Below are 24,154 nucleotides of genomic sequence, written 5' to 3'. Positions count from 1 at the left end.
CTCCTTCGGGTAAGAAGTTCGTATGCTTAAAAGTCCAGCAGGGACTTTTGCCTTTTCGCGGTCTTGCCTTCGAGTAAAGCCTTAAAGGCGTCAAAGTCAATGACTTCCAGGCCCAGCTTCTCGGCCTTGGCGATCTTGGACCCGGCCTTTTCGCCCGCCACCACGTAGTCCACCTTCTTGGAGATGGACTTGACCGGGATGCCGCCGCGCGCCTCGACCATGGCCCAGGCCTCGTCGCGGGAGATGGGCAGGGTGCCGGTGAAGATGAAGACCTTGCCCGCCAGGGGGAGTTCGTCGGACGGCTCCTCGGCCGGGGCCCCGCCCTCGGGCCAGACGCCGAGCTCGCGGAATCGGTCGATCATCTCGCGGTTGGCCGCGTCCACGCGGAAGTCCAGGACGGACTCGGCCATGACGTCGCCGATGCCGTCCAGCCCGGTGAGGTCGTCCAAGGTGGCCCCGAAGAGTTCGTCGAGATTCTTGAACCGGGCGGCCAGGGTGCGCGCGGCCTGCTCGCCGATATGGCGGATGCCGAGCCCGGCGACGAGCCGCCACAGCGGGGCCTCCGCTTTGGCCTTTTCAATGGCCTTGAGAAAGTTTTCCGCGGACTTGTCGCCCATGCCGCCGTACTTGAGCAGGTCGGTCTTCTTCAGGGTGAAGAGGTCGGCGGCGGAGTTCAGGACCCCATCCTCGGCCAACTTGCGGACCCACTGCTTGCCCACGCCCTCCATGTCCATGCCCGCCTTGGACACGAAGTGGATGAGGCGCTGCACGGTCTTGGCCGGACAGGCCGGGTTGGTGCAGACCACCCGCTCGCCGTCCTCCACGGCCGGGCTTTCGCAGACCGGGCAGACCATGGGGAAGACGAAGGGCTCGGCGTTCTCGGGCCGCTGTTCGAGGTCGGCGGACAGGACCTGGGGGATGACGTCGCCCGCCCGCTGGATGAGCACGGTGTCGCCCACGCGCAGGTCGCGCTCGGCGATGTACCCCTTGTTGTGCAGGGTGGCGTTGGAGACCACCACCCCGGCAAGCTCCACGGGTTCGAGCTCGGCCACCGGGGTGAGCACGCCGGTGCGCCCCACCTGGACGCGGATGGCGTTGAGCCGGGTCCTGGTCTGATGGGCCGGGAACTTGAGGGCCAGGGCCCAGCGCGGGGCGCGGGCGGTGTAGCCGAGCGCCTCCTGCATCTCGCGGTCGTTGACCTTGGCGACCATGCCGTCGATCTCGAAGGGCAGCGTGGCCCGGATGGCCCCCAGCTGCTGAAAATAGTCGGCCACCGCCTTGGCCGAGGCGCACAATTTCACGTCGGGCGGGATGGCGAAACCGAGGTCGCGCAGCCCTTCCATGAGCGCCTGCTGGGTGGCCCAGTCCGAGGCGCGGCCCGGCCACTCCACCCGGCCCACGCCGTAGGCCATGAAGCGCAGGGGGCGCGAGGCGGCCACCTTGGGATCGAGCTGGCGGATGGTCCCGGCTGCGGCGTTGCGCGGGTTGGCGAAGACCTTCTCGCCCTTCTCCTCCTGGCGCGCGTTCAGGGCCGCGAAATCCCTGTTGGCCATGACCACCTCGCCGCGCACCTCCAGGAGTTCGGGCACGTCGTCCCCGTGCAGGGACAGGGGCAGGTTCATGACCGTGCGCATGTTGGCGGTCACGTCCTCGCCCACCAGGCCGTCGCCGCGCGTGGCGGCGCGCACATAGCGCCCGTTCTCGTAGATGACCTCCAGGGCCAGGCCGTCCATCTTGGGGTCGGCCCAGTAGGCCACGTCGGCCCGGCCCACGCCCTTGGCCACGCGCTCGTGGAAGGCGTACCAGGCGTCCAGGTCCATGGCGTTGTCCAGGGAGTACAGGCGCAGGGCGTGCTCGTAGGGGGTGAAGCCCGACGCGGGTTCCCCGCCCACCCGCCTGGTCGGCGAGTTGGGATCGTCCAGCTCAGGGTGTTCGGCCTCCAGGGCGGCCAGCTCGCGGAACAGGACGTCGAACTCCTGGTCCGAGATCTCGGGGTCGTCCAGGACGTAGTAGCGGTAGTTGTGATGATCGATTTTTTGGCGCAGCTCGGCCACGCGCTCGGCGACGCTTTCGGGAACCATGTACTCTTTCTACCTGGATATAATTACAAAATTTCTCTGAGTTCAGCCAGATTGGTCTTCTTGCCCACGGCCAGCAGGGTGTCGTTGGCCTGGATGACTTCCTTGGGGCCCGGGTTGAAGACCATCTCCCCGGACTCCTTCTTGATGGCGATGATGATCAGGTTGAAGTTGGCCCTGATCTTGGATTCGATGAGGTCCTTGCCCACCAGTTCGGACTCGGCCGACACCGGGAGTTCCTCCATCTGGAGGTCGATGCTGCCGCGCACGGCCAGTTCGAGAAAGTTGGTCACCGTGGGTCGGAGCACGCTCTGGGCCATGCGCAGCCCGCCGATGAAATGCGGCAGGACCACCCGGTCCGCCCCGGCCAGCTCCAGGCGGGAGATGTGCGACTTGTCCCCGGCCCGGGCCACGATGGAAATTTTCGGGTTGAGCTGGCGGGCGGTCAGGGTGACGTAGACGTTGGCCGCCTCGCTGGTCACGGCCGAGATCAGGGACTTGGCGTAGGGCAGCCCGGCGCTCATGAGCACGGCGTCGCTGGTGGCGTCCCCCTCGATGCACAGGATGCCGTCCTGCTCCATCTTGTCGATCAGGGCCCGATCATTCTCGATGACCACCACGTCGTGGCCGTCGGCCATGATCTCCTGGACCACGATGCTGCCGATGCGGCCGTGGCCGCAGACAATAAAATGGTTCCTTAACTTGCTGATCATCTTCATCATCTTATGCTTACCCCACAGAATTTGCAGTCGCCCGTCGATGAGCACCTGGGCGAAGGCGCCCGCGATGTACACGAAGCCGCCCACGCCGAGCATGATCAGGAAGGCCGTGAAGACGCGCCCTTCCGGGGAGAGCTGGTTGACCTCCATGAAGCCCACGGTGGAGAGGGTGATGACCACCATGTAGAAGGCGCTGCCCAGGTCCCAGTGCTCGTAGATCATGTAGAAGCCGATGCCGAGCAGGAAGATCACGCAGAGATAGACCGCGCCGAGCACGATGCTCCACAAGGAGCCCAGCCGCGCGTGCAAGCGCAACATCCGCCGATGAAAATTGCCTTTCATCCCTTACCCCAACTCCAGCATGCGTTCGCGGATGCGGGCGATGCGGTCCCGAAGTTCCGCGGCCCGTTCGAATTCCAGTTCCTTGGCGGCCTCGCGCATCTCCCGTTCCAGACGCTTGACGGTCTTGTTCAGGGTCTTCTGGTCCGCGCCGTAGTCCACCCCGTCCTCGGCGGCCGGAGCCACGGTCCCCCCGTGGTCGCCATGCCCCCCGAGATCGCCGAAGAGATTGTCCACCTTCTTGCGGATGGTCGTCGGCGTGATGCCGTGCTCCCGGTTGTACGCCTCCTGCTTCTCCCGCCTGCGCTCGGTCTCGCCCATGGCCTCGGCCATGGAGTCCGTGACCTTGTCCGCGTACAGGATAACCCGTCCGTCGGCGTTCCGGGCGGCCCGCCCGAAGGTCTGGACGAGGGATCGCGTGGAGCGCAGGAACCCCTCCTTGTCGCCGTCCAGGATGGCCACCAGGGAGACCTCGGGGATGTCCAACCCCTCGCGCAGGAGGTTGATGCCCACCAGGACGAAGAACTCGCCTTCCCGGAGCGCCTGGATGATGGCCATGCGCTCCAGGGTGTCGATGTCCGAGTGCAGGTACCGGGATTGCACGCCCATCTGGTTCAGATAGTCGTTCAGGTCCTCGGCCATGCGCTTGGTCAGCGTGGTCACCAGGACCCGCTCGTCCCTCGATTGCCTTTTCTTACACTCCGCCAGCAAATCGTCAATCTGTCCCTGCGTTTTCCGCACCTCGATCTGCGGGTCGAGCAGCCCGGTGGGCCGGATGATCTGCTCCACCACCACGCCCTGGGCCAGGTCCAGCTCCAGCGGGCCGGGGGTGGCCGAGACGTAGACCGCCTGGTGGATGCGCTCCTGAAACTCCTCGTAGTTGAGCGGCCGGTTGTCCAGGGCCGAGGGCAGGCGGAAGCCGAAGTCCACCAGGGTGGTCTTGCGCGAGCGGTCGCCCCGGTACATGCCGCCCACCTGGGGCAGGGCGATGTGCGATTCGTCCACGAAGAGGATGAAGTCGTCCGGGAAATAGTCGAGCAGGGTCGCGGGCGGCTGGCCCTCCACCCGGCCGTCCAGGTGGCGCGAGTAGTTCTCGATGCCGTTGCAGTAGCCCAGCTCCTCGATGGTCTCCAGGTCGTATTGGGTGCGCTGCTCCAGCCGCTGGGCCTCGACCAGCTTGTTGCCGCGCTTGAGGTAGGCCAGCCGGGACTGGAGCTCGTCGCGGATGTCGTGCATGGCCCGGTCCAGGTTGTCGCGGTCGGACACGAAGTGCGAGCCGGGATAGATGACCGTCTTGCGCAGCCGGTCCTTGACCTCGCCGGTCAGCGGGTCGGTCTCGGAGATGGAGTCGATTTCGTCGCCGAAGAACTCGATGCGCAGGGCCTTCTCGCGGCTGTAGGCCGGGATGATCTCGACCACGTCGCCGCGCACGCGAAAGGTGCCCCGGTGGAAGTCGTAGTCGTTGCGCTCGTAGTGGATCTCCACCAGCCGCCCGAGCAGGGACTCCATGGCCATAGTCTGGCCTTCCTCCACCGGGATGACCATCTTGGCGTAGAAGTCGGGCGAGCCCAGACCGTAGATGCAGGAGACCGAGGCCACGATGAGCACGTCCTTACGCGTCAACAGCGCGTGGGTGGCCGCATGGCGCAACTTGTCGATGTCGTCGTTGATGGACGAGTCCTTCTCGATGTACACGTCCGAGTGCGGCAGGTAGGCTTCCGGCTGGTAATAGTCGTAATAACTGACGAAATATTCAACCGCATTGTGCGGAAAGAGGCCCCGGAACTCGGTGTAGAGCTGGGCGGCCAGGGTCTTGTTCGGGGCCAGGACCAGGGCCGGACGGTTGAGCGTGGCCACCACGTTGGCCATGGTGAAGGTCTTGCCCGTGCCCGTGGCCCCGAGCAGGACCTGGTCCCGGACGCCCGCGCCCAGCCCGGCCACGAGTTCGGCCACGGCCTGGGGCTGGTCGCCCTTGAGGGTATATTCGCTGACGAGTTCGAAATCCGGCATTCTTCGGCACCCGGGCTTGAGCTGGCCCGTTAAAACACGTAAGTATCAATAAAACCCTGCAACCGCGATCCGGAGTCAGCGCTATGGATATCACCATCACCACTCCCGCTTCCCCCCTGCCCTGCGAGCGGGCCTACTCCCTGTCCATGGTCATCAGAAGCTTCAAGGGGCGGCGCGACGTCGAGGTCCACCTGTTCCGCGCCCGCTGGGGTGCCGGCGAGGAGTCGGACCCCGGCCTCGGCGACCTGATGGAGCACGATGCCGCCCCGGGAAACGGCTCCCCGGAGAGCCGCAAGGTCGTCCTGGAATCCTTCACGGCCGACGAGCGCGATCTCATCGTCAATTACCTGAAACAACAGTATTCCACAAGGCTTACGGCCATCCGGTCCAACCCGCTGACCTTCCCGGTCCCGACCGGGCTGGCCGGGTTCACCGAGATTCAGCCGGGCAAGGACGCCGGGTTCATCGAGTTCGAGAAAATCCCGAGCTATTCCCTCGACTTCCCCCTCAAGGGGTACTTCGACCTGAGCCGCCACCTGCCCCTGGCCGACGAGGACTAAGCCCGGCTCACGCCTGCTCGTCGAACCGCCAGACCCCCTCGCGGGTGGGCGCGTTCAGCCCTTCGCGCAGCATGGCCATGAAGCGGAACCGCTGCAACTCCCGCGCGCCGAAGCGCAGGAGATGGTGCGTGGTCTGCTGGCAGTCGATCAGGGTGAACCCCCACTTCCGGAGCTGTTCCACGAACACGGCGAAGGCCGCCTTGGAGGCGTCCGGCACGTTGTGAAACATGGACTCGCCGTAGAAGATCGAGCCCAGCGACACGCCGTACAGCCCGCCCACCAGGTCGTCGCCCTGCCACGCCTCCACGCTGTGGGCGTAGCCCAGCCGGTGCAACAGGATGTAGGCCTCGATCATCTCGTCCACGATCCAGGTGCCCTCCTGCTCCGGGCGCGGCGAACAGGCGCAGCGCCGGATGACCGCCTCGAAGCGGGTGTCCAGGGTGAAGGTGAAGGTCCCCCTGTTGAGCACCCGGCGCAGGCTGCGCGGCACGTGCAGCTCCTCGGGCCGCAGGGCCAGCCTCGGGTTGGTGGACCACCACAGGATCGGGGAGTTCTCCGCGTACCACGGGAAGATGCCGCCGGCGTAGGCGTTCAGCAGCCGCTGGGGAGACAGGTCGCCGCCCACGGCGAGCAGTCCGTCCGGATCGGCCTCTTCCGGGTCGGGGAACACGGGTTCGTCGAACAGGCGGTAGATGGTCATGGGCGGTAAGGAACGGGGCGGCCGAAGCCGCCCCGGTGTTCGCTATTGCTTGGGTCCGACGTCGTCGAAGGAGAAGGTGAACTCCCCGGACTCGCCGCTGACCGGCTTCTTGCCGGACCGCTTCCTCTTGGCCGCCGCGTCCACGGTGACCACGCCGCCCTTGGTCAGGGAGCCGAAGAGCAATTCGTCCGCGATGACGTCCTTGATCTCGGTCTGGATGACCCGGCCCATGGGCCGCGCGCCCATGGTCGCGTCGTGGCCGAGCTCGGCCAGGCGCGCCCGGGCCTTGTCGGTCAGGACGACCACCACGCGGCGGTCCTGGAGCTGGTCGTTGAGCTCCTTCATGAACTTGTCCACGATCTGCTCCATGACCGGCTGTTCCAGGGAGTGGAAGGTCACGGTGGCGTCCAGTCGGTTGCGGAACTCGGGGCTGAAGAGCTTTTCCAGCGCCTTCATGGCCTCGCCCTGGCGGTCGGAATTCTCGTCGCGCTTGAAGCCGATGGCGCCCTTGGACATCTCCCGCGCCCCCGCGTTGGAGGTCATCAGCAGGATGACGTGCCTGAAGTCCGCCTTGCGCCCGTTGTTGTCGGTCAGGGTGGCGTAGTCCATGACCTGGAGCAGGATGTTGAAGACGTCGGGGTGGGCCTTCTCGATCTCGTCGAACAGGACCACGCAGTGCGGCTTCTTGCGCACGCCCTCGGTCAGTAGCCCGCCCTGGTCGAAGCCCACGTAGCCCGGAGGGGCGCCGATGAGCCGGGCCACGGCGTGCTTTTCCATGTACTCGGACATGTCGAAGCGCAGAAAGCCGATGCCCAGGACCTTGGCCAGCTGGCGGGCCAGCTCGGTCTTGCCCACGCCGGTGGGACCGGTCAGCAGGAAGCTGCCCACGGGGCGGCCCGCCTGGCGCATGCCCGCGCGGGAGCGCTTGATGGACTTGGCCAGGGCGGCCACGGCCTCGTCCTGGCCGAAAACCACGGCCTTGAGGTCGCTTTCCAGGCTCTTGAGCCGCTCGCGGTCGGACATGGTCAGCCGCCGGGCCGGGATGCGGGCCATGCGGGCCACGACCTTCTCCACGTCGGCCACCTTGATGCGGTCGCCCTTGCGCGGACGGCCGGACAGCTTGTACAGCGCGCCGACCTCGTCCATGACGTCGATGGCCTTGTCCGGCAGGTAGCGGTCGGTGATGTGCCGCTCGGACAGTTCCGCCGCCGCCTTGAGGGCGAAGTGGGTGTAGTTGACCCCGTGGAACTGCTCGTAGTGGGACTGCAGGCCCTTGAGGATGGCGATGGTCTCCTCAACGGTGGGCTCGGCGATCTCGATCTTCTGGAACCGACGCGACAGGGCGCGGTCCTTCTCGAAATGGTTCTTGTACTCCTCGAAGGTGGTCGAGCCGATGCAGCGGATCTCGCCCGACTGCAACAGGGGCTTGAGGATGTTGGAGGCGTCCATGGACCCGCCCGAGACCGAGCCCGCGCCCACGATGGTGTGGATCTCGTCCACGAACAGGATGGCGTCGCGGTTCTGCTTGAGTTCGGCCAGAACCCCCTTGAGCCGCGCCTCGAAGTCGCCCCGGTACTTGGTGCCCGCGAGCAGCGAGCCCATGTCCAGGCTGTAGACCTCGGCGTTGATGAACTCCTTGGGCACCTTGCCCTCGACGATCATCAGGGCCAGCCCCTCGGCCATGGCGGTCTTGCCCACGCCGGGATCGCCCACGAAGATGGGGTTGTTCTTGCGCCGCCGGGACAGGACCTGGATGGTCCGCTCCAGCTCCTGGGTCCGGCCGATGAGCGGGTCGATGAGGCCGTGGGAGGCCCGGTCGGTCAGGTTGACCGTGAACTCCTTTAGCGGGCTCTTCTTCTCGCCGGGACGGCCCTCCAGGGGATCGGCCTTGGACGGCTGGTCGTCGCCCATGTCGTTCCAGTCCTCGCTCATGGACATGCCGTGGGAAATGAACTCCAGGATGTCGAGCCGGGAGACGTCGTGGGTGCGCAGGAAGTAGACCGCGTAGGAATCCTCCTCGTCGAACATGGCCGCCAGAACGTCGCCCACCTCCACGGTGGTCTTGCCCGAGGCCTTCTTCTGCCACACGGCGCGCTGCAACACGCGGCGCACGCCGAGCGTCTGGATGACCTCGGATTCGGTTCCCTCGGGCAGGGACTCCATGTTCTCCACGAAGAATCGCCCGAGCTGGTCCCTGAGCCGTTCCATCTCCGCGCCGCAGGCCTCGAGGATCTCCTCGCCCTGCTCTCCGATGGAGATGGCGTACAGCAGGTGTTCGAGCGTCAGGAACTCGTGGTTCCGACGCTTCACCTCGTTGACCGCGGAGGTCAACGCACTTTCCAGTTCCTTGCTCAGCATCGTCATATTCTATTCACCTTCCATGCTGCACTTGAGCGGAAAGCCCGCGCTCTTGGCCAGCCGGTGCACCAGGTCCACCTTGGTTTCGGCCACCTCGGCGGTATACACGCCGCACACCCCGTACCCCTGGTTATGCACGGAGAGCATGATGGCCGTCGCCTGCGCCTCGGTCCGGTGAAAGACGCGCACCAGAATCTCGACCACGAAATCCATGGTCGTATAATCGTCATTATGCAGCAGGACCTTGTACTTCTTCGGCTCCTTGACCTCGTGTTGACCAAGAAGTTCCGAATCGGACCGGTCCCCGGTAAAAGGGTCGCTCATAACGGTTCGACTCCACCAATCCTTTGTATTTCCTGGCTCCCAATATAAATTCGTTTTACCCGGCTGTCGAGGGCGGACGGTCAAAGATTCTCAATTTCGTCCAGCAGGGCCGCGCGTTCGCCCGGCTCGAAGACGAAATTCTCGTCCGGTTCCAGCCCCTTCGCAAGCCGGTACTCCAGGTTCAGGCCGTGGTAGGTGGCCTTGGTGGTCCGGTTCGGGTCCAGGCCCAGAGCGGCGGCGCAGGCCGGGACCGAGGCCTCTTCCCCCTCGATCTCCGCGAAATCCCCGAAGGGCAGATGGTCCAGGCAGACCACGCAACCCATGTAGCGCCACTTCTCGCGGACCTTCTCGTAGCGGAAGGCCGGGACAAAGCCAACGGCCTCCAGGGCCTGGGCCAGGGCCGAGGGATCGTCCACCCCGGTCTCGATCTCCTCGAAGACCTTGAGCGCCGACGGCACCGGGTTCGCGGGCGGCCGCTTGACCGTGAGCACCCCCTGCCCCTGGCGCTCGCGCAATCGGAGCAGGACGCCCTCCCGCTTCAGGGAGCGGTCGGGCCGGTCGTAGACCGTGTTGGCCTCGAAGTAGCGGCCCGAGGTCCCGGCCCCGGCCGCGCGCAGCCGGTCGGCCAGGGCGGCCAGGTCGGCCTCCGGATATTTCAATTCGCACTCCAGCGCCATTGGCTTTCTCTCCTTGTGTTGGTATACCTCGGCCAAGGATATCGAAATGCTGACCAAAATTCTCTATCTTTCTCTGGGCGGGGCCGCCGGGACCCTGTCGCGCTATTTCCTGTCCGGCGTGGCCCAGCGCATGGCGGGCGGCTCCTTTCCGGCGGGCACCTTCGCCGTGAACATGGCCGGCTGCCTGCTCTTCGGCGCGGTCTGGGGGTTCTTCGAGAACCGTCTGCTGCCCGGCAGCGAGGTCCGGCTCCTGGTCCTGACCGGGTTCATGGGCGCCTTCACCACCTTCTCCACCTACATGTTCGAGACCGCGAACCTGGTCAAGTCCGCGCAGATGGCCATGGCCCTGGTCAACGTGGTCGGCCAGTCCGTGGCCGGGCTGGCCCTGGTCCTGACCGGCATCGCCCTGGGCCGCCTGCTCTAACCAACCATTCGGGGGAACGCCATGAAACTGCTCGAAAAGGCGGAACGCATCAGAATCTACATCGGCGAGGACGACAAGTTCGACGGCCAGCCCCTGGCCGACGCCATCGTCCGCCGGGCCCGCGAACTGGGCCTGGCCGGGGCCACGGTCTACCGGGGGCTGATGGGCTTCGGGGCCAACTCCCTGATCCACACCAGCAAGATCCTGCGCCTGTCCGAAGACCTGCCCGTGGTCGTGGAGGTGGTGGACCACCCGGACAAGCTCAAGCCCCTGCTCGACCAGCTCGACGGCATGCTCAGGGAAGGCATGGTCACCCGCGAAGAGGTGGACGTCATCGCCTACCGCCACAGCTAGGGGGGCCGGAGGCGCCCTGCTCCCCTGTCCCGGACGCCCCCCGCGGGGTCCGGCGAAACGCGACAAAAAGACCCCTGCGGAAATCCTCCCGCAGGGGCCCATCCGCAAGACCCATCCCTTCCCCGCGGCTTCAGCCGCAGGCTCGAACAATCTCCGGCGCGATCTTTTCCAGGGACAGGACCTTGTCCACGCCGCCTTCCTTGATGGCCTCCTGGGGCATGCCGAAGACCACGCAGCTGGCCTCGTCCTGGGCGATGGTGTACGCCCCGGCGTCCTTGAGCTCCTTCATGCCCTTGGCCCCGTCGTCGCCCATGCCGGTCATGATGGCGGCCACCACGTTGGCCCCGCCGTACCGCGCCCCCGAGCGGAAGAGCACGTCCACCGAGGGCCGGTGCCGCGAGACCAAGGGACCCTCCTTGACCTCCACGTAATACTTGTTGCCCGTGCGCTTGAGGAGCAGGTGCTTGTCGCCCGGCGCGATCAGGGCCAGGCCGCGCATCATGGCGTCGCCGTCCGCCGCCTCCTTGACCGTGATCCGGCAGATGCCGTTGAGCCGGTTGGCGAACGCCGCCGTGAAGTGCTCGGGCATGTGCTGGACGATGGCGATGGGCGGGCAGTTCTCGGGCTGGGCCTCGAGAAAGACGCGCAGCGCCTCGGTGCCGCCCGTTGACGCGCCCACCAGGCAGACCTTCTCCGTTGGGGACATGGCCACGGGCTTGCCCTTGGCGATGACCGCGTCCGCGCTGAGCTTGGGCTTGACCTGGACCGGCGGGGCCGCCGGGCGCACGGGCCGGGCCCCGGCCAGGGCCGCCGCCTTGACCTTGTCGATGAGCCGGATCTTCGACTCCTCGAGAAACTTCTTGGTCCCCACCTTGGGCTTGGTGATGATCTCCACGGCCCCGTATTCCAGGGCCTTGACCGCGTTGGAGGTGCCCTCCCCGGCCACGGAGGAGCAGATGACCACCGGAATGGGCCGCTGCTGCATGATCTTGCGCAAAAAGGTCAGCCCGTCCATGCGCGGCATCTCGATGTCCAGGGTGATGACGTCCGGGACCTCCTTCTTGAGCCGCTCGGCGGCCGCGTAAGGGTCCACGGCCGTGCCCATGATCTCGATCTGGGGGTCGGACGACAGGATGTCCTCGAGCGTCTGCCGGACGACCGCGGAATCATCGACAATGAGAACTCGAATCTTTCGCATGGATAACCTCTCGGAAATACTATCTGGATTCGGCAATCACCCGACGGATCAGGCCGGGCACGTCCAGGATCAACGCAATGGACCCGTCGCCCTTGATGGTCGCTCCGGAGATGCCCTCCACGTCCTTGTACACGCGGCCCAGGCTCTTGATGACCGTCTGGTGCTCGCCGATGACCGTATCCACCACGATGCCGACGCGGCTTCCCTCCACGCCGGTGATGACGATCTGCTCGATGGGCGGGTTCTCGCCCTCGATGTCGAACCACTCGCGGATGTGGATGTACGGCACGATCTCGCCGCGCAGGTGCAGGATGCGCTGCCCGGAGCCGGACTCCTCCACCTCGGCGCGGGACAGCTCCACGCACTCCTCCACCAGGGACAGGGGGATGACGTAGAATTCGTTCTCCACCCGGACCTGGAGCCCGTCGATGATGGCCAGGGTCAGGGGCAGCCGGATGGTGATGGTCGTGCCCGCGTTGGGCTTGGAGTCGATGTCGATGGTCCCGCGCAGGGAGTCGATGGCGCGCTTGACCACGTCCATGCCCACGCCCCGGCCGGACACGCTGGTCACCACCTTGGCCGTGGAGAAACCGGGCTCGAAGATGAGCTTGAGCAGCTCCTTCTCGGTCAGTTCGGCGTCCTTGGAGATCAGCCCCCGCTCGATGCCCTTCTCGCGGATCATCTCGCTGGACATGCCCTTGCCGTCGTCGGTGATGCGAATGAGCACCTCGCCGCCCGAGTGTTCGGCCGAGAGCATGATGTTGCCCTGCGGGGGCTTGCCCTTGGCCACCCGCTCCTGGGGCAGCTCGATGCCGTGGTCGATGGAGTTGCGCAGCAGGTGGACCAGGGGGTCGCCCAGCCGCTCGATGACCGTTTTGTCCAGCTCGGTCTCGGCGCCGCTGGTGGACAGGGTGATCTGCTTGCCCAGGTCGCCCGAAAGGTCGCGCACCAGCCGCCGGAACTTGCTGAAGGAGGTGCCGATGGGCAGCATGCGGATGCCCAGCGTGGAGTCGCGCAACTCGTCGCTCAAGCGCTCCAGCTCCTCGGCCAGAAGGGTCAGGGCCGCGTCGTGCCTCTCGCTGACCACCTGGGTGATCTGCGCCTGGACGATGACCAGTTCGCCCACCAGGTCCACCAGGTAGTCGAGCTTGTCCGCCGCCACCCGGATGCTGCTCAGGGCCTCCTGGCGCTTCTTCCCGGCCACCTGCTCGCGGGCCTCGCCCTGCCGCCGGACCGCGTTGTCCACCTTGTCCGCCGGGACCTTGCCCGACTCGGTCAGGATCTGGCCCAACGGCTTGTCCACCCCGCCCTTCTGGGAGGTCAGGGCCTCGGCCACGTCCGCATAGGTCAGGTCCCCGCTCTCCACGAGCATCTCGCCGATCATGGGGATGCGCACGGACTCCTCTTCCTCGTCCACGAAGCTGGCCACCGGGGCGGCGGGCCTGTGCTTGCCGGACGGAGCGGACTCGGCCGCCCCCTCGTCCGGTTCGGAAACGGGTTCGGAAACAGATTCGGAGGTCGGTTCGGGGGTCGCAACGGAGGCCGGTTCAGGGGTTTCGTCCAGCTCCCGGACCTCGACCTTGAGGTTCGCGTCCAAAAAGAAGAACACGTCCTGGACATCGTCGCAGGCGGCCTCGCTCTCCAGGGAGAGTTCCCAGCCGTGGCCGGTGTCCCGGTGGCCCGACTCGACCTTGAGGGTCCCGAGCCGCTCCAGTTCCTCGAAAAATGCCTCCACCGCCTCGGCGTCCACCTCGCCGCCCAGGGGACGGAGGGTCACGGCATAGCGATGCAGGGTGGCGTTGGACGCGTCGTCGGTTGCGGATTCGGCCTCGGGTTCGGCCGGTTCCTCGGCAACGGACTCGGGCGCGGGTTCGGCCGCCTCGCCGGGGGCCGCCTCGTCGAGCCCCTCGACAAAGGCGCGCAACCCGTCGAGGATGTCCCGCATGGCCTCCGGGGCCACGGGCTCGTCGTCCTCGGCTTCGAGCATGGCCCGGATCTGGTCGCGGGAGCGCAGAGCCAGGCTGCACAGGACCGGGGTGGCCTGGACGTCGCCGTTGCGGACCATGTCGAAGACCGTCTCCACCTCGTGGGTGAAAGCGGCGATCTCCTCGAACCCGAACATGGAACCGGACCCCTTGATGGTATGCAGGGCCCGAAATATCTGGTTGACCAGATCCATATCGTCGGGAGCTTCCTCGAGTTCGAGCAGGGCGCCCTCGAGTTCGATCAGGAGGTCGTAGGCTTCCTCCTTGAATATCTGCCTGTTCAGGTCGTCTCCGGACATTCCGCCACTCTCCTCACGTCAGATTCCCGTGCCTTCACGAGCGTGCACCGGACAGGTTGGCCACTTGCGGCGTACTGACAGTATATCAACCGGAAAGTGCGGAATAGACCATTATAATCTTTTCCGAAACGAGGGGGCGGCCTAGCGGGGACCGAGGAATCGGATCTCGGCGCGGGCCGACTGGCCGTCAAAGGGCTTCACGACGATCTCGGCCCGCTCGCCCTTGAAGTCAGCCGCGCCGAGCAGGATGCCCTCGAAGTAGTCGAACAGCCCCCGGCTCGAACGGTAGTTCATGAACAGGACGTCGCCCTTGTCCTCGTAGGTGAAGGTGGGCGGTTTGATGCCCGGCTGGGCCTTGGTCAGCTGGGCGTGGACGTCGTTCATGCGCAGGTAGAAGTCCTTGAGCGAGTCCTTCTTGAAATAGCCGGGATAGAGCTCGTTGAAGCGGCCCACCGTGTACTTCCCCAGGCCGATGAAGAACTCCCGGACCTCGACGCCCGCGCTCCCCGCCGCAATCTCGGCCATCTGAAGCAGGGCCTGGTCCGGGTAGCTGTCGCCGGGCAGGAAGACCGGATTGCCCATCTCCTCCTGCATGGCATCGTAGACCGCCTGGCCGAAGGTCTTGCGCACGTACTCCTGGGCCAGCTTGGGCAGGACGCCCTTCATCTCTCCCTCGGAGCGGCGCAGCCTGCCGCCCGCCCCGGTCTCGTCGCTGCCGAACTCCCTGGACACGCCGAGCAGTTCCCGGGCCAGTTCGGCCATGTCCCGGGTGGCCCCGGCGGCCTGTCCGGCGGCCTCGTCCGCGTCCTCGGCGATGGAGGCGATGTCCTCCACGCTGCGCATGATCTCCTCGGCGGCCGAGGATTGCTCCTCGGCGGCTGTGGCGATCTGGGCCACCCGCGCGACCATGTCGCGGATGTTGTCCATGATCCGTTGCAGGGACTCGCCCGCGCGGTTGGACAGGGCCGTGCTCTCCTCCACCCTGGCCGCCGTGGCCTGCATGGAACTGGTGGCCTCCTTGGAGCGCGCCTGTATGGCGATGATGGCCTTCTCCACCTCCTTGGTGGCGTCCACGGTCTTCTCGGCCAGCTTGCGCACCTCGTCGGCCACCACCGCGAACCCCCTGCCCGCGTCGCCCGCACGGGCCGCCTCAATGGCAGCGTTCAGGGCCAGCAGGTTGGTCTGGTCCGCGATGTCGTTGATGACGTTGATGATCCGGCCGATGGCCCCGGCCTGGGAATCCAGTTCACCGATCTCCCGGCCCAGCTGGCGGGCCGACTCGGCCACCTGGTTGATGGCCGACACCGCGTCGTTGACCATGGCCGCGCCCTCGGCGGCCGAGGTGTTGGCCTCGTCCGCGGCCTCGCTGGTCGCCGTGGCGTTGCGGGCCACCTCCAGCACCGTGCCGGTCATCTCCTCCATGGCCGTGGCCACCGAGGCGGTCTGACGGCGCTGCTTCTGCGCGCCCTGGGCCTGTTCGTCGGCCGAGGCCGAAAGCAGTTCCGTGGCCGAGGCCACGTGCTCGGCCAGGTCGCTGATGCGCTCGCCCGCCTGCCTCATGCGTCCGCGCTGCTCCTCCAGCTCCCGCCGGCGGCCCATCTGCTCGGACAGGTCCAGGAAGGAGGCCACGGCCCCCATGGCCGTACCCGCCCCGTCCAGGACGAAATTCACGGAAAGCTGCACCGGCACGATCCGCCCGTCCCACAATTTGAGGTCCAGGGTCTCGGCCACGGGCTTCATGGTCCGCAGGGCCTTTTCCGTCACCGAAACCCCGTCTCGGTCGTACAGGGCCTGGCTCACGGTCCGGCCGACCACCTGTTCCTCGGCCTTGCGCAGGATGGCCAGCAGGGACCCGGTGACCAGACGGATGCGCCCCTTGGCGTCGCACATCAGGGCCGGGCTGCCCTGGGCCCGAAAGGCCCGTTCGGCGGCGGCCGCCTCCTCGCGTTGCGCGGCCAGCCCCCCGGCCAGCGGGAGCAGCGCTCCGCAGAGCAGGCCCCGGTCCTCCTCGGGCAACTCGCCGCCCCGGACCAGCCGGTCCAGGGCCGCCCGAAGCCGGGCCTCGGCCCTCTCCAACGCGGCGCCGACGGCAAGACAGACGAGCAGCGCACCACCCGCCGCCAGGCCGTAATACGACCACCCCTCTCGGGTGGCGGCCAGGGCGAACAGGCTGCACAGGGCCAGGCCCAACAGGATCATCTTCGTCATGGGACGTACCGGCATGCAAATGGCTCCATGCGCTGAGGTGAACGGCAGAGGGAAAGGCGTATACCGGATCACCACTATCCTCTCTTCGGGATATTGGCAATTATTGGCCGGGAAAAACGGATCGCGTCCGGCCGGGGCGGCCGGGGACGGAAGGCGCGGGGACCGGGGCGGCTATCCCTCGCGCTTGCGCAGGATGCGCACGGCCCGCCGCCTGCGGTAGCGGCGGATGGCGTACAGGGAGAAGAAATAGGTCACGATGGTGGCCGGGATGCCGAAGGCCAGGCCGCCCGCGAACATGACCCCGAAGACCTGCCAGCCCGCGTGGATCATGTCCACCATGCGCAGCTTGTCCGGGTCGAAGGCCACGTCGTGGAAGGGCGTGACCGCCTGGCCCACCTGGAAGAGGAAGTAGTAGAACGGGACCATGGTGGCCGCGTTGGAGTAACAGGTGGCCAGCCACGCGGCCAGCTTGTTGACCCGCAGGACGAAGGCCAGGGCGATGACCACCACGGACTGGAACGGGATGATGGGCAGCGCGCCGATGAACATGCCCAACGCGCAGGCCGCGGCCAGGTTCTTGGGCGACGAGTTCTGGCGCATGAGACGCAGGTACCAGTACCGCATCCAGCGCTTGCTGCCCCTCCACCATTCCCGGAAGGACCGTTTCGACGGCTTTTCCGGGGGCGTCCGGCGGGAAATCATCTGGGTCAACAGCTACTCCAGGACGTCAAAACGTGAAAACTTCATCATGAACCCGGCGCGGCCCTGGGTGGCCGAGCGCAGGTCCGTGGAAAAGCCGAACAGGCTGGCCAGCGGGGCCAGTCCCTGGACGATCTTGAGCCCGTGCCGGTCGATCATATTCTCGATCTTGGCCCCCTTGGAGCCGAGCAGGCCGACCACGTCGCCGACGAACTCCTCGGGCACGGAGATCTCCACCCACATAATCGGCTCCATGAGCTTGGGATCGGCGTTGGCCAGGGCGTCCTTCAGGGCCATGGCCGAGGCCATGCGGTAGCCCACCGGGCTGGACTCGCCCTCCCGCCGTTCAAGGCCGAGCACCCGCACGCGCACGTTCTGCACCGGGTAGCCCCGGATCACGCCGCTCTGCAACCCGTCGGTGATGCCGTCCTCCACGGCCTCCAGCCAGGCGGCGGGCCAGGCCTCGGTGTCCACCTCGAAGGAGATGCTCCGTTCCTTGTCCCTGGGCAACGGCTCCACGGACAGCTCCACCGCACCGAAATGCATGACCTCGCCCAGCTCGCGGCTGAACACGCCCTTGCCCGCGCCCTTGGCGCCCACGGTCTCCTGGTAGACCACCTGCGGCTTGCCCGCGCGCGGCGTCAGGCCGTACTCGCGGCCGAGCCGCTCCAGGATGACCTCCAGGTGCAGCTCGCCCATGCCGGACAGGATGATCTGGCCCGTGTCCTCGTCGTGCTTGAGGTCCAGGGTCGGGTCCTCCAGGAGATATTTTTCCAGGACCTCGTCGAGCTTGTCGCCCTCCTCGGTGTTGCGCGGCTCGATGGCCAGGGAGATGACCGGCTTGTAGTCCGCGATCTGTTCGAGGAGGACCGGCGAGGAGCGGTCGCACAGGGTGTCGCCCGTACGGGCGTACTTCATGCCCGCAGCGGCCACCATGTCGCCCGCAAAGGCCGCGTCGATCTTCTCCTTGCGGCCCGCGTGCAGCCGAAACAGCCGGGCCACGCGCTCGTCCTGGTCCTGGGTCACGTTGTACACGGTCCCGCCCGCCTCGATGCGCCCGGAATAGATGCGCATCATGGCCAGCTTGCGGCCGGAGTCCATGGCCACCTTGAAGACCAGGGCGGACAGGGGCTCCTTGGAGGAGACCTCGAAATGTTTCTTCGTGTGCGTGACCGGGTCCACGCCCGTGGCGGGCGGCACGTCCAGGGGGCTCGGCAGGTAGCGGCAGACCGCGTCCAGGACCGGCTGCACGCCGACGTTCTTGAGGGCCGAGCCGACCAGCACGGGCACGAACCGGCGGGCCAGGGTGCCCTTGCGCAGGGCCGCGTGAATCCTGTCGGCCGGGACCTCCTCGCCGGACAGGTAGAGGTCGAGGATTTCCTCGTCCTCCTCGGCCGCGGCCTCGATGAGCTTCTCGCGCCAGGGAGAGAGCATCTCGGCCTGCTCCCCGCTCACCGGGGTGCGCGAGTACTCGGCCCCGCTGGTCGCCTGGTCGAACTGGAGCCGCTCCATGGTCACCAAGTCGAACACGCCGGAAAATTCCTGGCCCTCGCCGTCCGGGTACTGGATGGCCACGGGGTTGGCCCGAAGCTTCTGGACCATGGATTCGAGCACGGCCGCGAAGTCCGCGCCCAGGCGGTCCATCTTGTTGACGAAGGCGAGCTTGGGCACGTGATAGGACTCGGACTGCCGCCAGACGGTCTCGGACTGCGGCTCCACGCCGCTGACCCCGCAGAACACGCCCACGGCCCCGTCGAGCACGCGCAGGGAGCGCTCCACCTCGATGGTGAAGTCCACGTGGCCCGGCGTGTCGATGATGTTGATCATGCACGGGTCCCACTGACAGGTGGTCACGGCCGAGGTGATGGTGATGCCGCGCTCCTGTTCCTCGGGCATGTAGTCCATGGTGGCCGTGCCCTCATGGACCTCGCCGATGCGGTGAATCTTTCCGGAATAATAGAGGATTCTCTCGGTCAACGTGGTTTTTCCGGCATCGATGTGCGCGATGATGCCGATATTGCGGAGGTTGCCGAGAACCTTCGCCGAAGGGGCGTTGCTCTTGCTCACGATCAGTCTCCGATGGTCCAGGCGGTGCGGTGGTGAAGGAAAAATTCCGGTTGCAGTTCGGGCCAGACCCAACATCCCTCCTGGCCGGGGCCCAGGACCAGCCGGGCGCGGCCCAGGGTCTCGCCCGCGCGTGCGGTCGGGGCGTAGGCCACGTCGCGGACCGCGTCCAGGAAGGCCGGGAAGTCCGCCCCGCCGCGCGTAAAGCCGTCGGGCAGGGGGACGTCCGCCCCGAAGGTGGTGAACGCGGTGTCTGGGTGGGTGCGGACCAGGGCGTCGAGATCGAAGGTCTCCGCGTCCTCCAGGAACACGGCGACGCCGCGGCCGAAGACCGGCCGGTGCACGGCCAGCCCGGCCCGTTCGGGACAGGACGCCGGGTCCGAGGCCAGGTCGATGACCGCCACGCTCGCCCCGGCGGCCGCCAGTTCGGCGAACAGGCCTGCGAGCCCGGCGCGGTCAAGATCGGCCACCAGTTCCTGCCCGGCCAGTTCCAGGGCCGTGAGCAGACCGGGGGCCCAGGGACCCCGCTCGTCCAGGCGGACGGCCAGGACCCGGCGCACGCCGCAGGCGATGGCGGGCACCAGCCCGGCCAGTAGCCGGGCCGGAGAGGTCATGGCCCCGTCGAACAGGACCAGGGCGACGTCCACGGGCGCGGTCCGGCGGATGGAGTCGAACCCGCCCCGCCAGCTGGTCGCGACCTCGCGGGCCGCGTCCTTGCGCGGGCCGTACCAGTCGTACAGCCGGGCGATGCAGGTCTTCATCAACGCGCGCCCGTTGTCCGTGGACGCCTCATAGGCGAGCGCGAACAGGGCGTCGTCCACCAGGGACTCGCCAATCAGGTCGGGAAGGGACAATTCCGGTTCAGGCATGGGAACGGTCGACGGCTGAAGGGTTGGGCGGCTCCTAGAGCCACTGCTTGAGCCAGAGCTTCCAGCTCCCCTGGATGCGCTCCCGCTCTTCCTCGGACAGGGTCTTCTGATATTCGAAGTAGGAGTATTCGGCCCGCTTCATGGCGTAGTCGCGCAAATCGGGGATGTCCGAAAAGTTCTCCACCACGTACTGGTAGCGGTGCCAGGCCGGACCGTACTGCTCCGTGCGCCAGAAGAAGTCGGCCACGAAGACCTCGTGCTCCGCCAGGATGCGGCGGCTCTTGAGGATCATTTCCTTGGCCGCTTCGGCGTACTGCGACTTGGGGTAGGTCTCCACCAGGCGGTAGAGGTACTCCAGCCCTTCCTTGACGTTCTCCTGCCGCCGGTCGATGGTCCGGAACATGGACACGTCTGTGTTGGCGATCTGGTAGAGCACGTAGGGGATGTTCTCGTTGCTCGGGTGCAGCGCCTCGAACTCCTTGTACGCGTCCAGGGCGTGCACGTAATCCTCGTCCAGGAAGTAGGCGTCACCCAGGGCCAGTTCACCCTTGAGGGAGTACGGGCTGAACGGGAAGCGGTCCTTGAGCTTTGAGAAGTAGTCCTGGGCGTCCCCGTAGTCCTTCTCGTCCATGGCCGCCACACCCGCTTCGTACAGCTCCTGGGCCGTATCCTCGGGCGGGGGCAGGAAATAACTGTCGATCCACATGCAGCCCGCAAGGGACAAGAGGACGACAATAAGGACAGGGGCCAATAATCGACGCATGGGGACTCCTAGTCCAGTTGCTCAAGATAGGAAAAGGCGGCGGTGGCGGCGGTCGCCCCGTCGCCCACGGCGGAGGCCACCTGACGGCACATCTTCGCCCGGATGTCCCCGGCCGCGAAGATGCCCGGCACGTTGGTGCGCATCTCCACGTCGGTGATCACCCCGTTGCGCTCCGTCCGGATGTCCTCGGGCACAAAGTCGATGATCGGCTCGAACCCGATGAAGATAAAGACGCCGTCGAGTTCCAGGCGGGATTGCTCGCCGCTCTCGACGTTGCGCAGGGCCAGGGCCTCCACGTCGCTTTCGCCCAGGATCTCGTCCACCACGGTCTTGCGGATGACCTCGATCTTCTGGTTGGTGAAGCACTTGTCCTGATAGCAGACCTGGCCGCGGAAATCCTCGCGCCGGTGGATGAGGTAGACCTTGTTCACCAGACGCGACAGGTACAGGGCCTCTTCAAGGGCGGAGTTGCCGCCGCCGATGACGGCCACGTTCCGTCCGCGAAAGAAGTTGCCGTCGCACAGGGCGCAATAGGACACGCCCCGCCCGATCAGACGGTCCTCGCCGGGCACGCCGAGCTTGCGGTAGCGGGAGCCGGTGGCCAGGACCACGGCCTTGCCTCCGATCTCCTGGTCGCCCACCGTGATGGTGTGCCAGGGCGCGCCCACCTTGATGGAGCGGACCTCGTCGTTGATCCGGTGCAGGTCATAATCCTCGAGATGGTTGGCGAACTTGTCAGCCAGCTCCCACCCCTGGAGTCCCTTGGGGAAACCGGGGTAGTTCTCGATCTCCGAAGTCATCAAAACCTGTCCGCCCGGGGACAGCTTCTCGACCATGGCGGTCTTCACCCCGGCCCGTAAAAGATAAAGGGCAGCCGTCATTCCTGCCGGGCCGCCCCCTATGACTACGGCGTCATACGTTTCCATCTATTACAGCGCCTTTTTCGTGATCATTTCCTTGATGCTGCTCTTGGAAACGGCACCGGTGGACTGGTCGAGGACTTCGCCGCCCTTGAACAGGATCAGGGTGGGAATGGCACGGATGCCGTATTTGCCGGGAGTGGCGGAGTTTTCGTCAACGTTCATCTTGACGATTTTGACCTGGCCGTCAAACTCCTCGGCCAGTTCGTCGATGACCGGACCCATGGCGCGGCAGGGACCGCACCAAGGCGCCCAGAAGTCGATGAGGACCGGGATGTCGCTTTGCAGAACGTCCTGCTCGAAAGTACCGTCGGTGATCTGGTTCGCCATGAAGTTCTCCTTTTTTTGCTCGGCCGGGGGCCAGCGTATTTTCATGGTCCGGCAGGGCCGGGGCGGCGCCATGCCGCAATTGTTTTCGCAATTTATTTAAAATAGGTCCGCATGTACCCAACTGTCAAGGAGTGGCCGGAATTTTCACCCCTGCTCGACGCCGGAACCCGCCCGCTCCCAGTCCTGCGGGACGATACGGCCCCGGGGTATGGCTTCGAGGTCGAGCCCGTGCCGGTACCCCGCCCTGGCGAGCTGCCATCCGGCATAGGCGACCATTGCCCCGTTGTCCGTGCACAGGGACAGCCCCGGCAGGGTCAGTCCGATGCCGAAGGCCTCGGCCACGACGCCCATGGCGCGGCGCACACCCGTGTTGGCGGCCACGCCTCCGGCCACGATCAGGCTCTCCATCCGGCCCTCCCGCTTCAGGGCGCGCTCCACCTTGATGCGCAGGGTGTCGGCCACGGCCCAGTTGAACGAGGCGCAGACCCGGGCCAGGGCGGCCCGCCGCTCCCCGGGCAGGTCGGCCACGGCCTGCGGATCGGCCATGGTCCCGAAGACCAGCTCCGGATGGTCGGCCACGTAATTGGCCACCGCCGTCTTGAGCCCGCTGAAGCTGAAGTCCAGGGTCGGGTTGTCGATGTACGGCCTCGGGAACAAGTCGGTATCCGGCTCGGCCTCCTGGGCCAGCTGGTCGATGAACCGCCCGCCCGGATAGGGAAAATTCAGCATCTTGGCGGTCTTGTCAAAGGCCTCCCCGGCGGCGTCGTCCAGGGTCCGGCCGAGCAGCTCGAACTCCGTTGGGGACGATATCCGGTAGATGTGGGTATGCCCGCCCGAAACGAGCAGCCCCAGGGCCGGGAAACGCAGCTCCCCTTCCAGGCCCGGCGCGAGCAGGTGCGCCCAGAGGTGGTTGACCCCGATCAGGTCCGCCCCGGAGGCCAGGCTGAGCCCCTTGGCGAAGCTCACGCCCACCAGCAGGCTGCCGAGCAGCCCCGGACCGCGCGCCACGGCCACGCCGTCCAGGTCGCCGGCGTCAAGGCCGGTCTCGGCCATAAGCCGCCGGTAGAGCCGGGGCAGGACGCGCAGGTGTTCGCGCGAGGCGATCTCCGGGACCACGCCGCCGAACAGGGCGTGCGTGTCCACCTGGGTGGCCAGTCGCTCGCCCAGCAGACGGCCGTCCTCCACCACCGCCACGGCGGTCTCGTCGCAGGAAGTCTCGATGCCGAGGATGCGCATCAGCGGTTCTTTTTTCTCCGGGACTCGGATTCGTAGATCTCCTGAACCACCCTGACGTCGTTGCGCGATCCACAGAAAAAGGGAATGCGCTGGTGCAGATGGTCGGGCTCGATGTCCAGGACCCGGTTCAGGCCGTCGATGGCCAGGCCGCCCGCCTGCTCCACGATGAAGGACATGGGGTTGCACTCGCACAGCAGGCGGAGCTTGCCCGTGGGCTTCTTGGGATCGCGCAGGTCGGCGGGATACATGAAGATGCCGCCGTAGAGCAGGTTGCGGTGGAAGTCCGCCACCAGGGAGCCGATGTAGCGGCCGGAGTACGGCTTGCGCAGGGCGTTCTGGGGCGACTTGAAATAGGCCAGGACCTGCTTGGTGTGGCGGTCCCAGTAGCGCTCGTACCCCTCGTTGACCGAGTAGATCTTGCCCTGCTCCGGGATGCGGATGTTCGGGTGGGAGAGCAGGAACTCGCCCACGCTCGGGTCCAGGGTGAAGCCGTGCACCCCGTCGCCGCAGGTGAAGACCAGCATGGTCGAGGAACCGTAGAGCACGTAGCCCGCGGCCACCTGCTCACTGCCCTTCTGGAGCACGTCGCTGGACATGAGCGCGGCGGCCGGGTCGCTCTTGCGCTTGAAGATCGAAAAGATGGTCCCGATGTTGACGTTGACGTCGATGTTCGAGGAGCCGTCCAGGGGGTCGAAGACGATGATGTACTCGCCGCGCGGCAGGGACTCGGGCACCTCGATGATGTCCGCGTTCTCCTCGCTGGCCATGGCGCAGAGCACGCCGGACCGGGCCAGCCGGTGAATCAGGATGCGGTTTGCGTACTCGTCGAGTTTCTTGACCTCCTCGCCCTGGACGTTGATGTCGCCCGTGAAGCCGAGGATGTCCACCAGCCCGGCCTTGTTCACGGCGCGGCCGATGATCTTGGCGGACAGAACGAGTTCGTTGAAGAGTCGCGTGAACTGCCCGGTCGCCCCCGGCACCATCTTCTGGTGCAGGAGGATGTGCTCGGTGACGGTTACCTGTTGCGACATCTGCTTGCC

Annotated in this window: 21 protein-coding genes; 3 read left to right on the top strand and 18 right to left on the bottom strand. The window is 66.3% G+C overall.

Annotated features, from left to right (window positions below):
* Positions 1 to 26: 26 nt before the first annotated feature.
* From ligA to uvrB, 3 genes are read right to left on the bottom strand one after another with little or no spacing between them, the layout of a single operon-like run.
* Positions 27 to 2,081, bottom strand: coding sequence for an NAD-dependent DNA ligase LigA (gene ligA / locus DND132_RS01455; RefSeq protein WP_014320927.1), 2,055 nt, complete (start codon positions 2,079 to 2,081; stop codon positions 27 to 29).
* A gap of 23 nt (positions 2,082 to 2,104) precedes the next feature.
* Entirely contained in the window at positions 2,105 to 3,115 is a 1,011-nt protein-coding gene (locus tag DND132_RS01450) for a potassium channel family protein (protein WP_238528277.1), read from the bottom strand.
* 27 nt (positions 3,116 to 3,142) lie between these two features.
* The gene (gene uvrB / locus DND132_RS01445) at positions 3,143 to 5,146 is read right to left on the bottom strand and encodes an excinuclease ABC subunit UvrB (protein WP_014320925.1); all 2,004 of its coding nucleotides are present in this window, start codon (positions 5,144 to 5,146) and stop codon (positions 3,143 to 3,145) included.
* Between the two features lie 83 nt (positions 5,147 to 5,229).
* On the opposite strand from uvrB, the gene DND132_RS01440 reads away from it, so the two are divergent.
* Positions 5,230 to 5,706: a hypothetical protein gene (locus DND132_RS01440; RefSeq protein ID WP_014320924.1), complete on the top strand. Its 477-nt coding sequence runs from the start codon at positions 5,230 to 5,232 to the stop codon at positions 5,704 to 5,706.
* A 7-nt stretch (positions 5,707 to 5,713) separates the two neighbouring features.
* Here the strand turns inward: DND132_RS01440 and aat are convergent, their stop codons facing one another.
* The 4 genes from aat to DND132_RS01420 form a co-directional block, all read right to left on the bottom strand.
* Positions 5,714 to 6,406: a leucyl/phenylalanyl-tRNA--protein transferase gene (gene aat, locus DND132_RS01435; protein WP_014320923.1), complete on the bottom strand. Its 693-nt coding sequence runs from the start codon at positions 6,404 to 6,406 to the stop codon at positions 5,714 to 5,716.
* 42 nt (positions 6,407 to 6,448) lie between these two features.
* Positions 6,449 to 8,764, bottom strand: a complete 2,316-nt coding sequence (clpA, locus tag DND132_RS01430) for an ATP-dependent Clp protease ATP-binding subunit ClpA (protein WP_081475880.1) — start codon at positions 8,762 to 8,764, stop codon at positions 6,449 to 6,451.
* 9 nt (positions 8,765 to 8,773) lie between these two features.
* Complete coding sequence (gene clpS / locus DND132_RS01425) at positions 8,774 to 9,088, bottom strand: ATP-dependent Clp protease adapter ClpS (protein WP_014320921.1); 315 nt, start codon at positions 9,086 to 9,088, stop codon at positions 8,774 to 8,776.
* Positions 9,089 to 9,168: 80 nt separating this feature from the next.
* Positions 9,169 to 9,765: a class IV adenylate cyclase gene (locus DND132_RS01420; protein WP_014320920.1), complete on the bottom strand. Its 597-nt coding sequence runs from the start codon at positions 9,763 to 9,765 to the stop codon at positions 9,169 to 9,171.
* Between the two features lie 49 nt (positions 9,766 to 9,814).
* Between DND132_RS01420 and crcB the strand changes: the two genes are divergently transcribed.
* On the top strand, positions 9,815 to 10,189 hold the full coding sequence (crcB, locus tag DND132_RS01415; RefSeq protein ID WP_041915875.1) for a fluoride efflux transporter CrcB: 375 nt from the start codon (positions 9,815 to 9,817) through the stop codon (positions 10,187 to 10,189).
* Between the two features lie 21 nt (positions 10,190 to 10,210).
* On the top strand, positions 10,211 to 10,543 hold the full coding sequence (locus tag DND132_RS01410; RefSeq protein WP_014320918.1) for a DUF190 domain-containing protein: 333 nt from the start codon (positions 10,211 to 10,213) through the stop codon (positions 10,541 to 10,543).
* A gap of 130 nt (positions 10,544 to 10,673) precedes the next feature.
* On the opposite strand, the gene DND132_RS01405 is transcribed toward DND132_RS01410, so the two are convergent.
* The 11 genes from DND132_RS01405 to fbp form a co-directional block, all read right to left on the bottom strand.
* Entirely contained in the window at positions 10,674 to 11,741 is a 1,068-nt protein-coding gene (locus tag DND132_RS01405; RefSeq protein WP_014320917.1) for a protein-glutamate methylesterase/protein-glutamine glutaminase, read from the bottom strand.
* A 19-nt stretch (positions 11,742 to 11,760) separates the two neighbouring features.
* On the bottom strand, positions 11,761 to 14,025 hold the full coding sequence (locus DND132_RS01400; RefSeq protein ID WP_014320916.1) for a chemotaxis protein CheA: 2,265 nt from the start codon (positions 14,023 to 14,025) through the stop codon (positions 11,761 to 11,763).
* Positions 14,026 to 14,166: 141 nt separating this feature from the next.
* On the bottom strand, positions 14,167 to 16,233 hold the full coding sequence (locus tag DND132_RS01395) for a methyl-accepting chemotaxis protein (protein ID WP_238528275.1): 2,067 nt from the start codon (positions 16,231 to 16,233) through the stop codon (positions 14,167 to 14,169).
* Between the two features lie 171 nt (positions 16,234 to 16,404).
* Positions 16,405 to 16,935, bottom strand: a complete 531-nt coding sequence (locus tag DND132_RS01390; protein ID WP_148267032.1) for a DUF2062 domain-containing protein — start codon at positions 16,933 to 16,935, stop codon at positions 16,405 to 16,407.
* A gap of 12 nt (positions 16,936 to 16,947) precedes the next feature.
* Positions 16,948 to 18,999, bottom strand: coding sequence for an elongation factor G (gene fusA, locus DND132_RS01385; protein WP_014320913.1), 2,052 nt, complete (start codon positions 18,997 to 18,999; stop codon positions 16,948 to 16,950).
* A 2-nt stretch (positions 19,000 to 19,001) separates the two neighbouring features.
* Complete coding sequence (locus tag DND132_RS18410; RefSeq protein WP_014320912.1) at positions 19,002 to 19,865, bottom strand: hypothetical protein; 864 nt, start codon at positions 19,863 to 19,865, stop codon at positions 19,002 to 19,004.
* Between the two features lie 34 nt (positions 19,866 to 19,899).
* Positions 19,900 to 20,628 (bottom strand): outer membrane protein assembly factor BamD, encoded by a 729-nt coding sequence (locus DND132_RS01375; RefSeq protein ID WP_014320911.1) that lies wholly within the window; start codon positions 20,626 to 20,628, stop codon positions 19,900 to 19,902.
* 8 nt (positions 20,629 to 20,636) lie between these two features.
* A complete protein-coding gene (gene trxB / locus DND132_RS01370) occupies positions 20,637 to 21,554 on the bottom strand; it encodes a thioredoxin-disulfide reductase (RefSeq protein WP_014320910.1) in 918 nt (305 codons plus the stop codon).
* Between the two features lie 3 nt (positions 21,555 to 21,557).
* Positions 21,558 to 21,878: a thioredoxin gene (gene trxA / locus DND132_RS01365; RefSeq protein WP_014320909.1), complete on the bottom strand. Its 321-nt coding sequence runs from the start codon at positions 21,876 to 21,878 to the stop codon at positions 21,558 to 21,560.
* Between the two features lie 144 nt (positions 21,879 to 22,022).
* Complete coding sequence (tsaD, locus tag DND132_RS01360; protein WP_014320908.1) at positions 22,023 to 23,114, bottom strand: tRNA (adenosine(37)-N6)-threonylcarbamoyltransferase complex transferase subunit TsaD; 1,092 nt, start codon at positions 23,112 to 23,114, stop codon at positions 22,023 to 22,025.
* Positions 23,114 to 24,145, bottom strand: a complete 1,032-nt coding sequence (fbp, locus tag DND132_RS01355; RefSeq protein ID WP_014320907.1) for a class 1 fructose-bisphosphatase — start codon at positions 24,143 to 24,145, stop codon at positions 23,114 to 23,116. The genes tsaD and fbp overlap by 1 nt, the downstream gene beginning before the upstream one ends.
* Positions 24,146 to 24,154 lie beyond the last annotated feature (9 nt).

This window comes from Pseudodesulfovibrio mercurii, assembly GCF_000189295.2.
In the GTDB taxonomy this organism is placed as follows: Bacteria; Desulfobacterota; Desulfovibrionia; order Desulfovibrionales; family Desulfovibrionaceae; genus Pseudodesulfovibrio; species Pseudodesulfovibrio mercurii.
This window is presented reverse-complemented; position numbering and strand designations above follow the sequence as displayed.

Excerpts from the sequence above, each read along its gene's own strand:
- tsaD (WP_014320908.1), bottom strand. The coding sequence starts at position 23,114 with ATGCGCATCCTCGGCATCGAGACTTCCTGCGACGAGACCGCCGTGGCG.
- clpA (WP_081475880.1), bottom strand. The coding sequence starts at position 8,764 with ATGCTGAGCAAGGAACTGGAAAGTGCGTTGACCTCCGCGGTCAACGAG.
- clpS (WP_014320921.1), bottom strand. The coding sequence starts at position 9,088 with ATGAGCGACCCTTTTACCGGGGACCGGTCCGATTCGGAACTTCTTGGT.
- ligA (WP_014320927.1), bottom strand. The coding sequence starts at position 2,081 with ATGGTTCCCGAAAGCGTCGCCGAGCGCGTGGCCGAGCTGCGCCAAAAA.
- DND132_RS18410 (WP_014320912.1), bottom strand. The coding sequence starts at position 19,865 with ATGCCTGAACCGGAATTGTCCCTTCCCGACCTGATTGGCGAGTCCCTG.
- aat (WP_014320923.1), bottom strand. The coding sequence starts at position 6,406 with ATGACCATCTACCGCCTGTTCGACGAACCCGTGTTCCCCGACCCGGAA.
- DND132_RS01395 (WP_238528275.1), bottom strand. The coding sequence starts at position 16,233 with ATGACGAAGATGATCCTGTTGGGCCTGGCCCTGTGCAGCCTGTTCGCC.
- fbp (WP_014320907.1), bottom strand. The coding sequence starts at position 24,145 with ATGTCGCAACAGGTAACCGTCACCGAGCACATCCTCCTGCACCAGAAG.
- DND132_RS01390 (WP_148267032.1), bottom strand. The coding sequence starts at position 16,935 with ATGATTTCCCGCCGGACGCCCCCGGAAAAGCCGTCGAAACGGTCCTTC.
- DND132_RS01405 (WP_014320917.1), bottom strand. The coding sequence starts at position 11,741 with ATGCGAAAGATTCGAGTTCTCATTGTCGATGATTCCGCGGTCGTCCGG.
- DND132_RS01450 (WP_238528277.1), bottom strand. The coding sequence starts at position 3,115 with ATGTTGCGCTTGCACGCGCGGCTGGGCTCCTTGTGGAGCATCGTGCTC.
- DND132_RS01410 (WP_014320918.1), top strand. The coding sequence starts at position 10,211 with ATGAAACTGCTCGAAAAGGCGGAACGCATCAGAATCTACATCGGCGAG.
- trxA (WP_014320909.1), bottom strand. The coding sequence starts at position 21,878 with ATGGCGAACCAGATCACCGACGGTACTTTCGAGCAGGACGTTCTGCAA.
- DND132_RS01420 (WP_014320920.1), bottom strand. The coding sequence starts at position 9,765 with ATGGCGCTGGAGTGCGAATTGAAATATCCGGAGGCCGACCTGGCCGCC.
- trxB (WP_014320910.1), bottom strand. The coding sequence starts at position 21,554 with ATGGAAACGTATGACGCCGTAGTCATAGGGGGCGGCCCGGCAGGAATG.
- uvrB (WP_014320925.1), bottom strand. The coding sequence starts at position 5,146 with ATGCCGGATTTCGAACTCGTCAGCGAATATACCCTCAAGGGCGACCAG.
- DND132_RS01375 (WP_014320911.1), bottom strand. The coding sequence starts at position 20,628 with ATGCGTCGATTATTGGCCCCTGTCCTTATTGTCGTCCTCTTGTCCCTT.
- DND132_RS01400 (WP_014320916.1), bottom strand. The coding sequence starts at position 14,025 with ATGTCCGGAGACGACCTGAACAGGCAGATATTCAAGGAGGAAGCCTAC.
- DND132_RS01440 (WP_014320924.1), top strand. The coding sequence starts at position 5,230 with ATGGATATCACCATCACCACTCCCGCTTCCCCCCTGCCCTGCGAGCGG.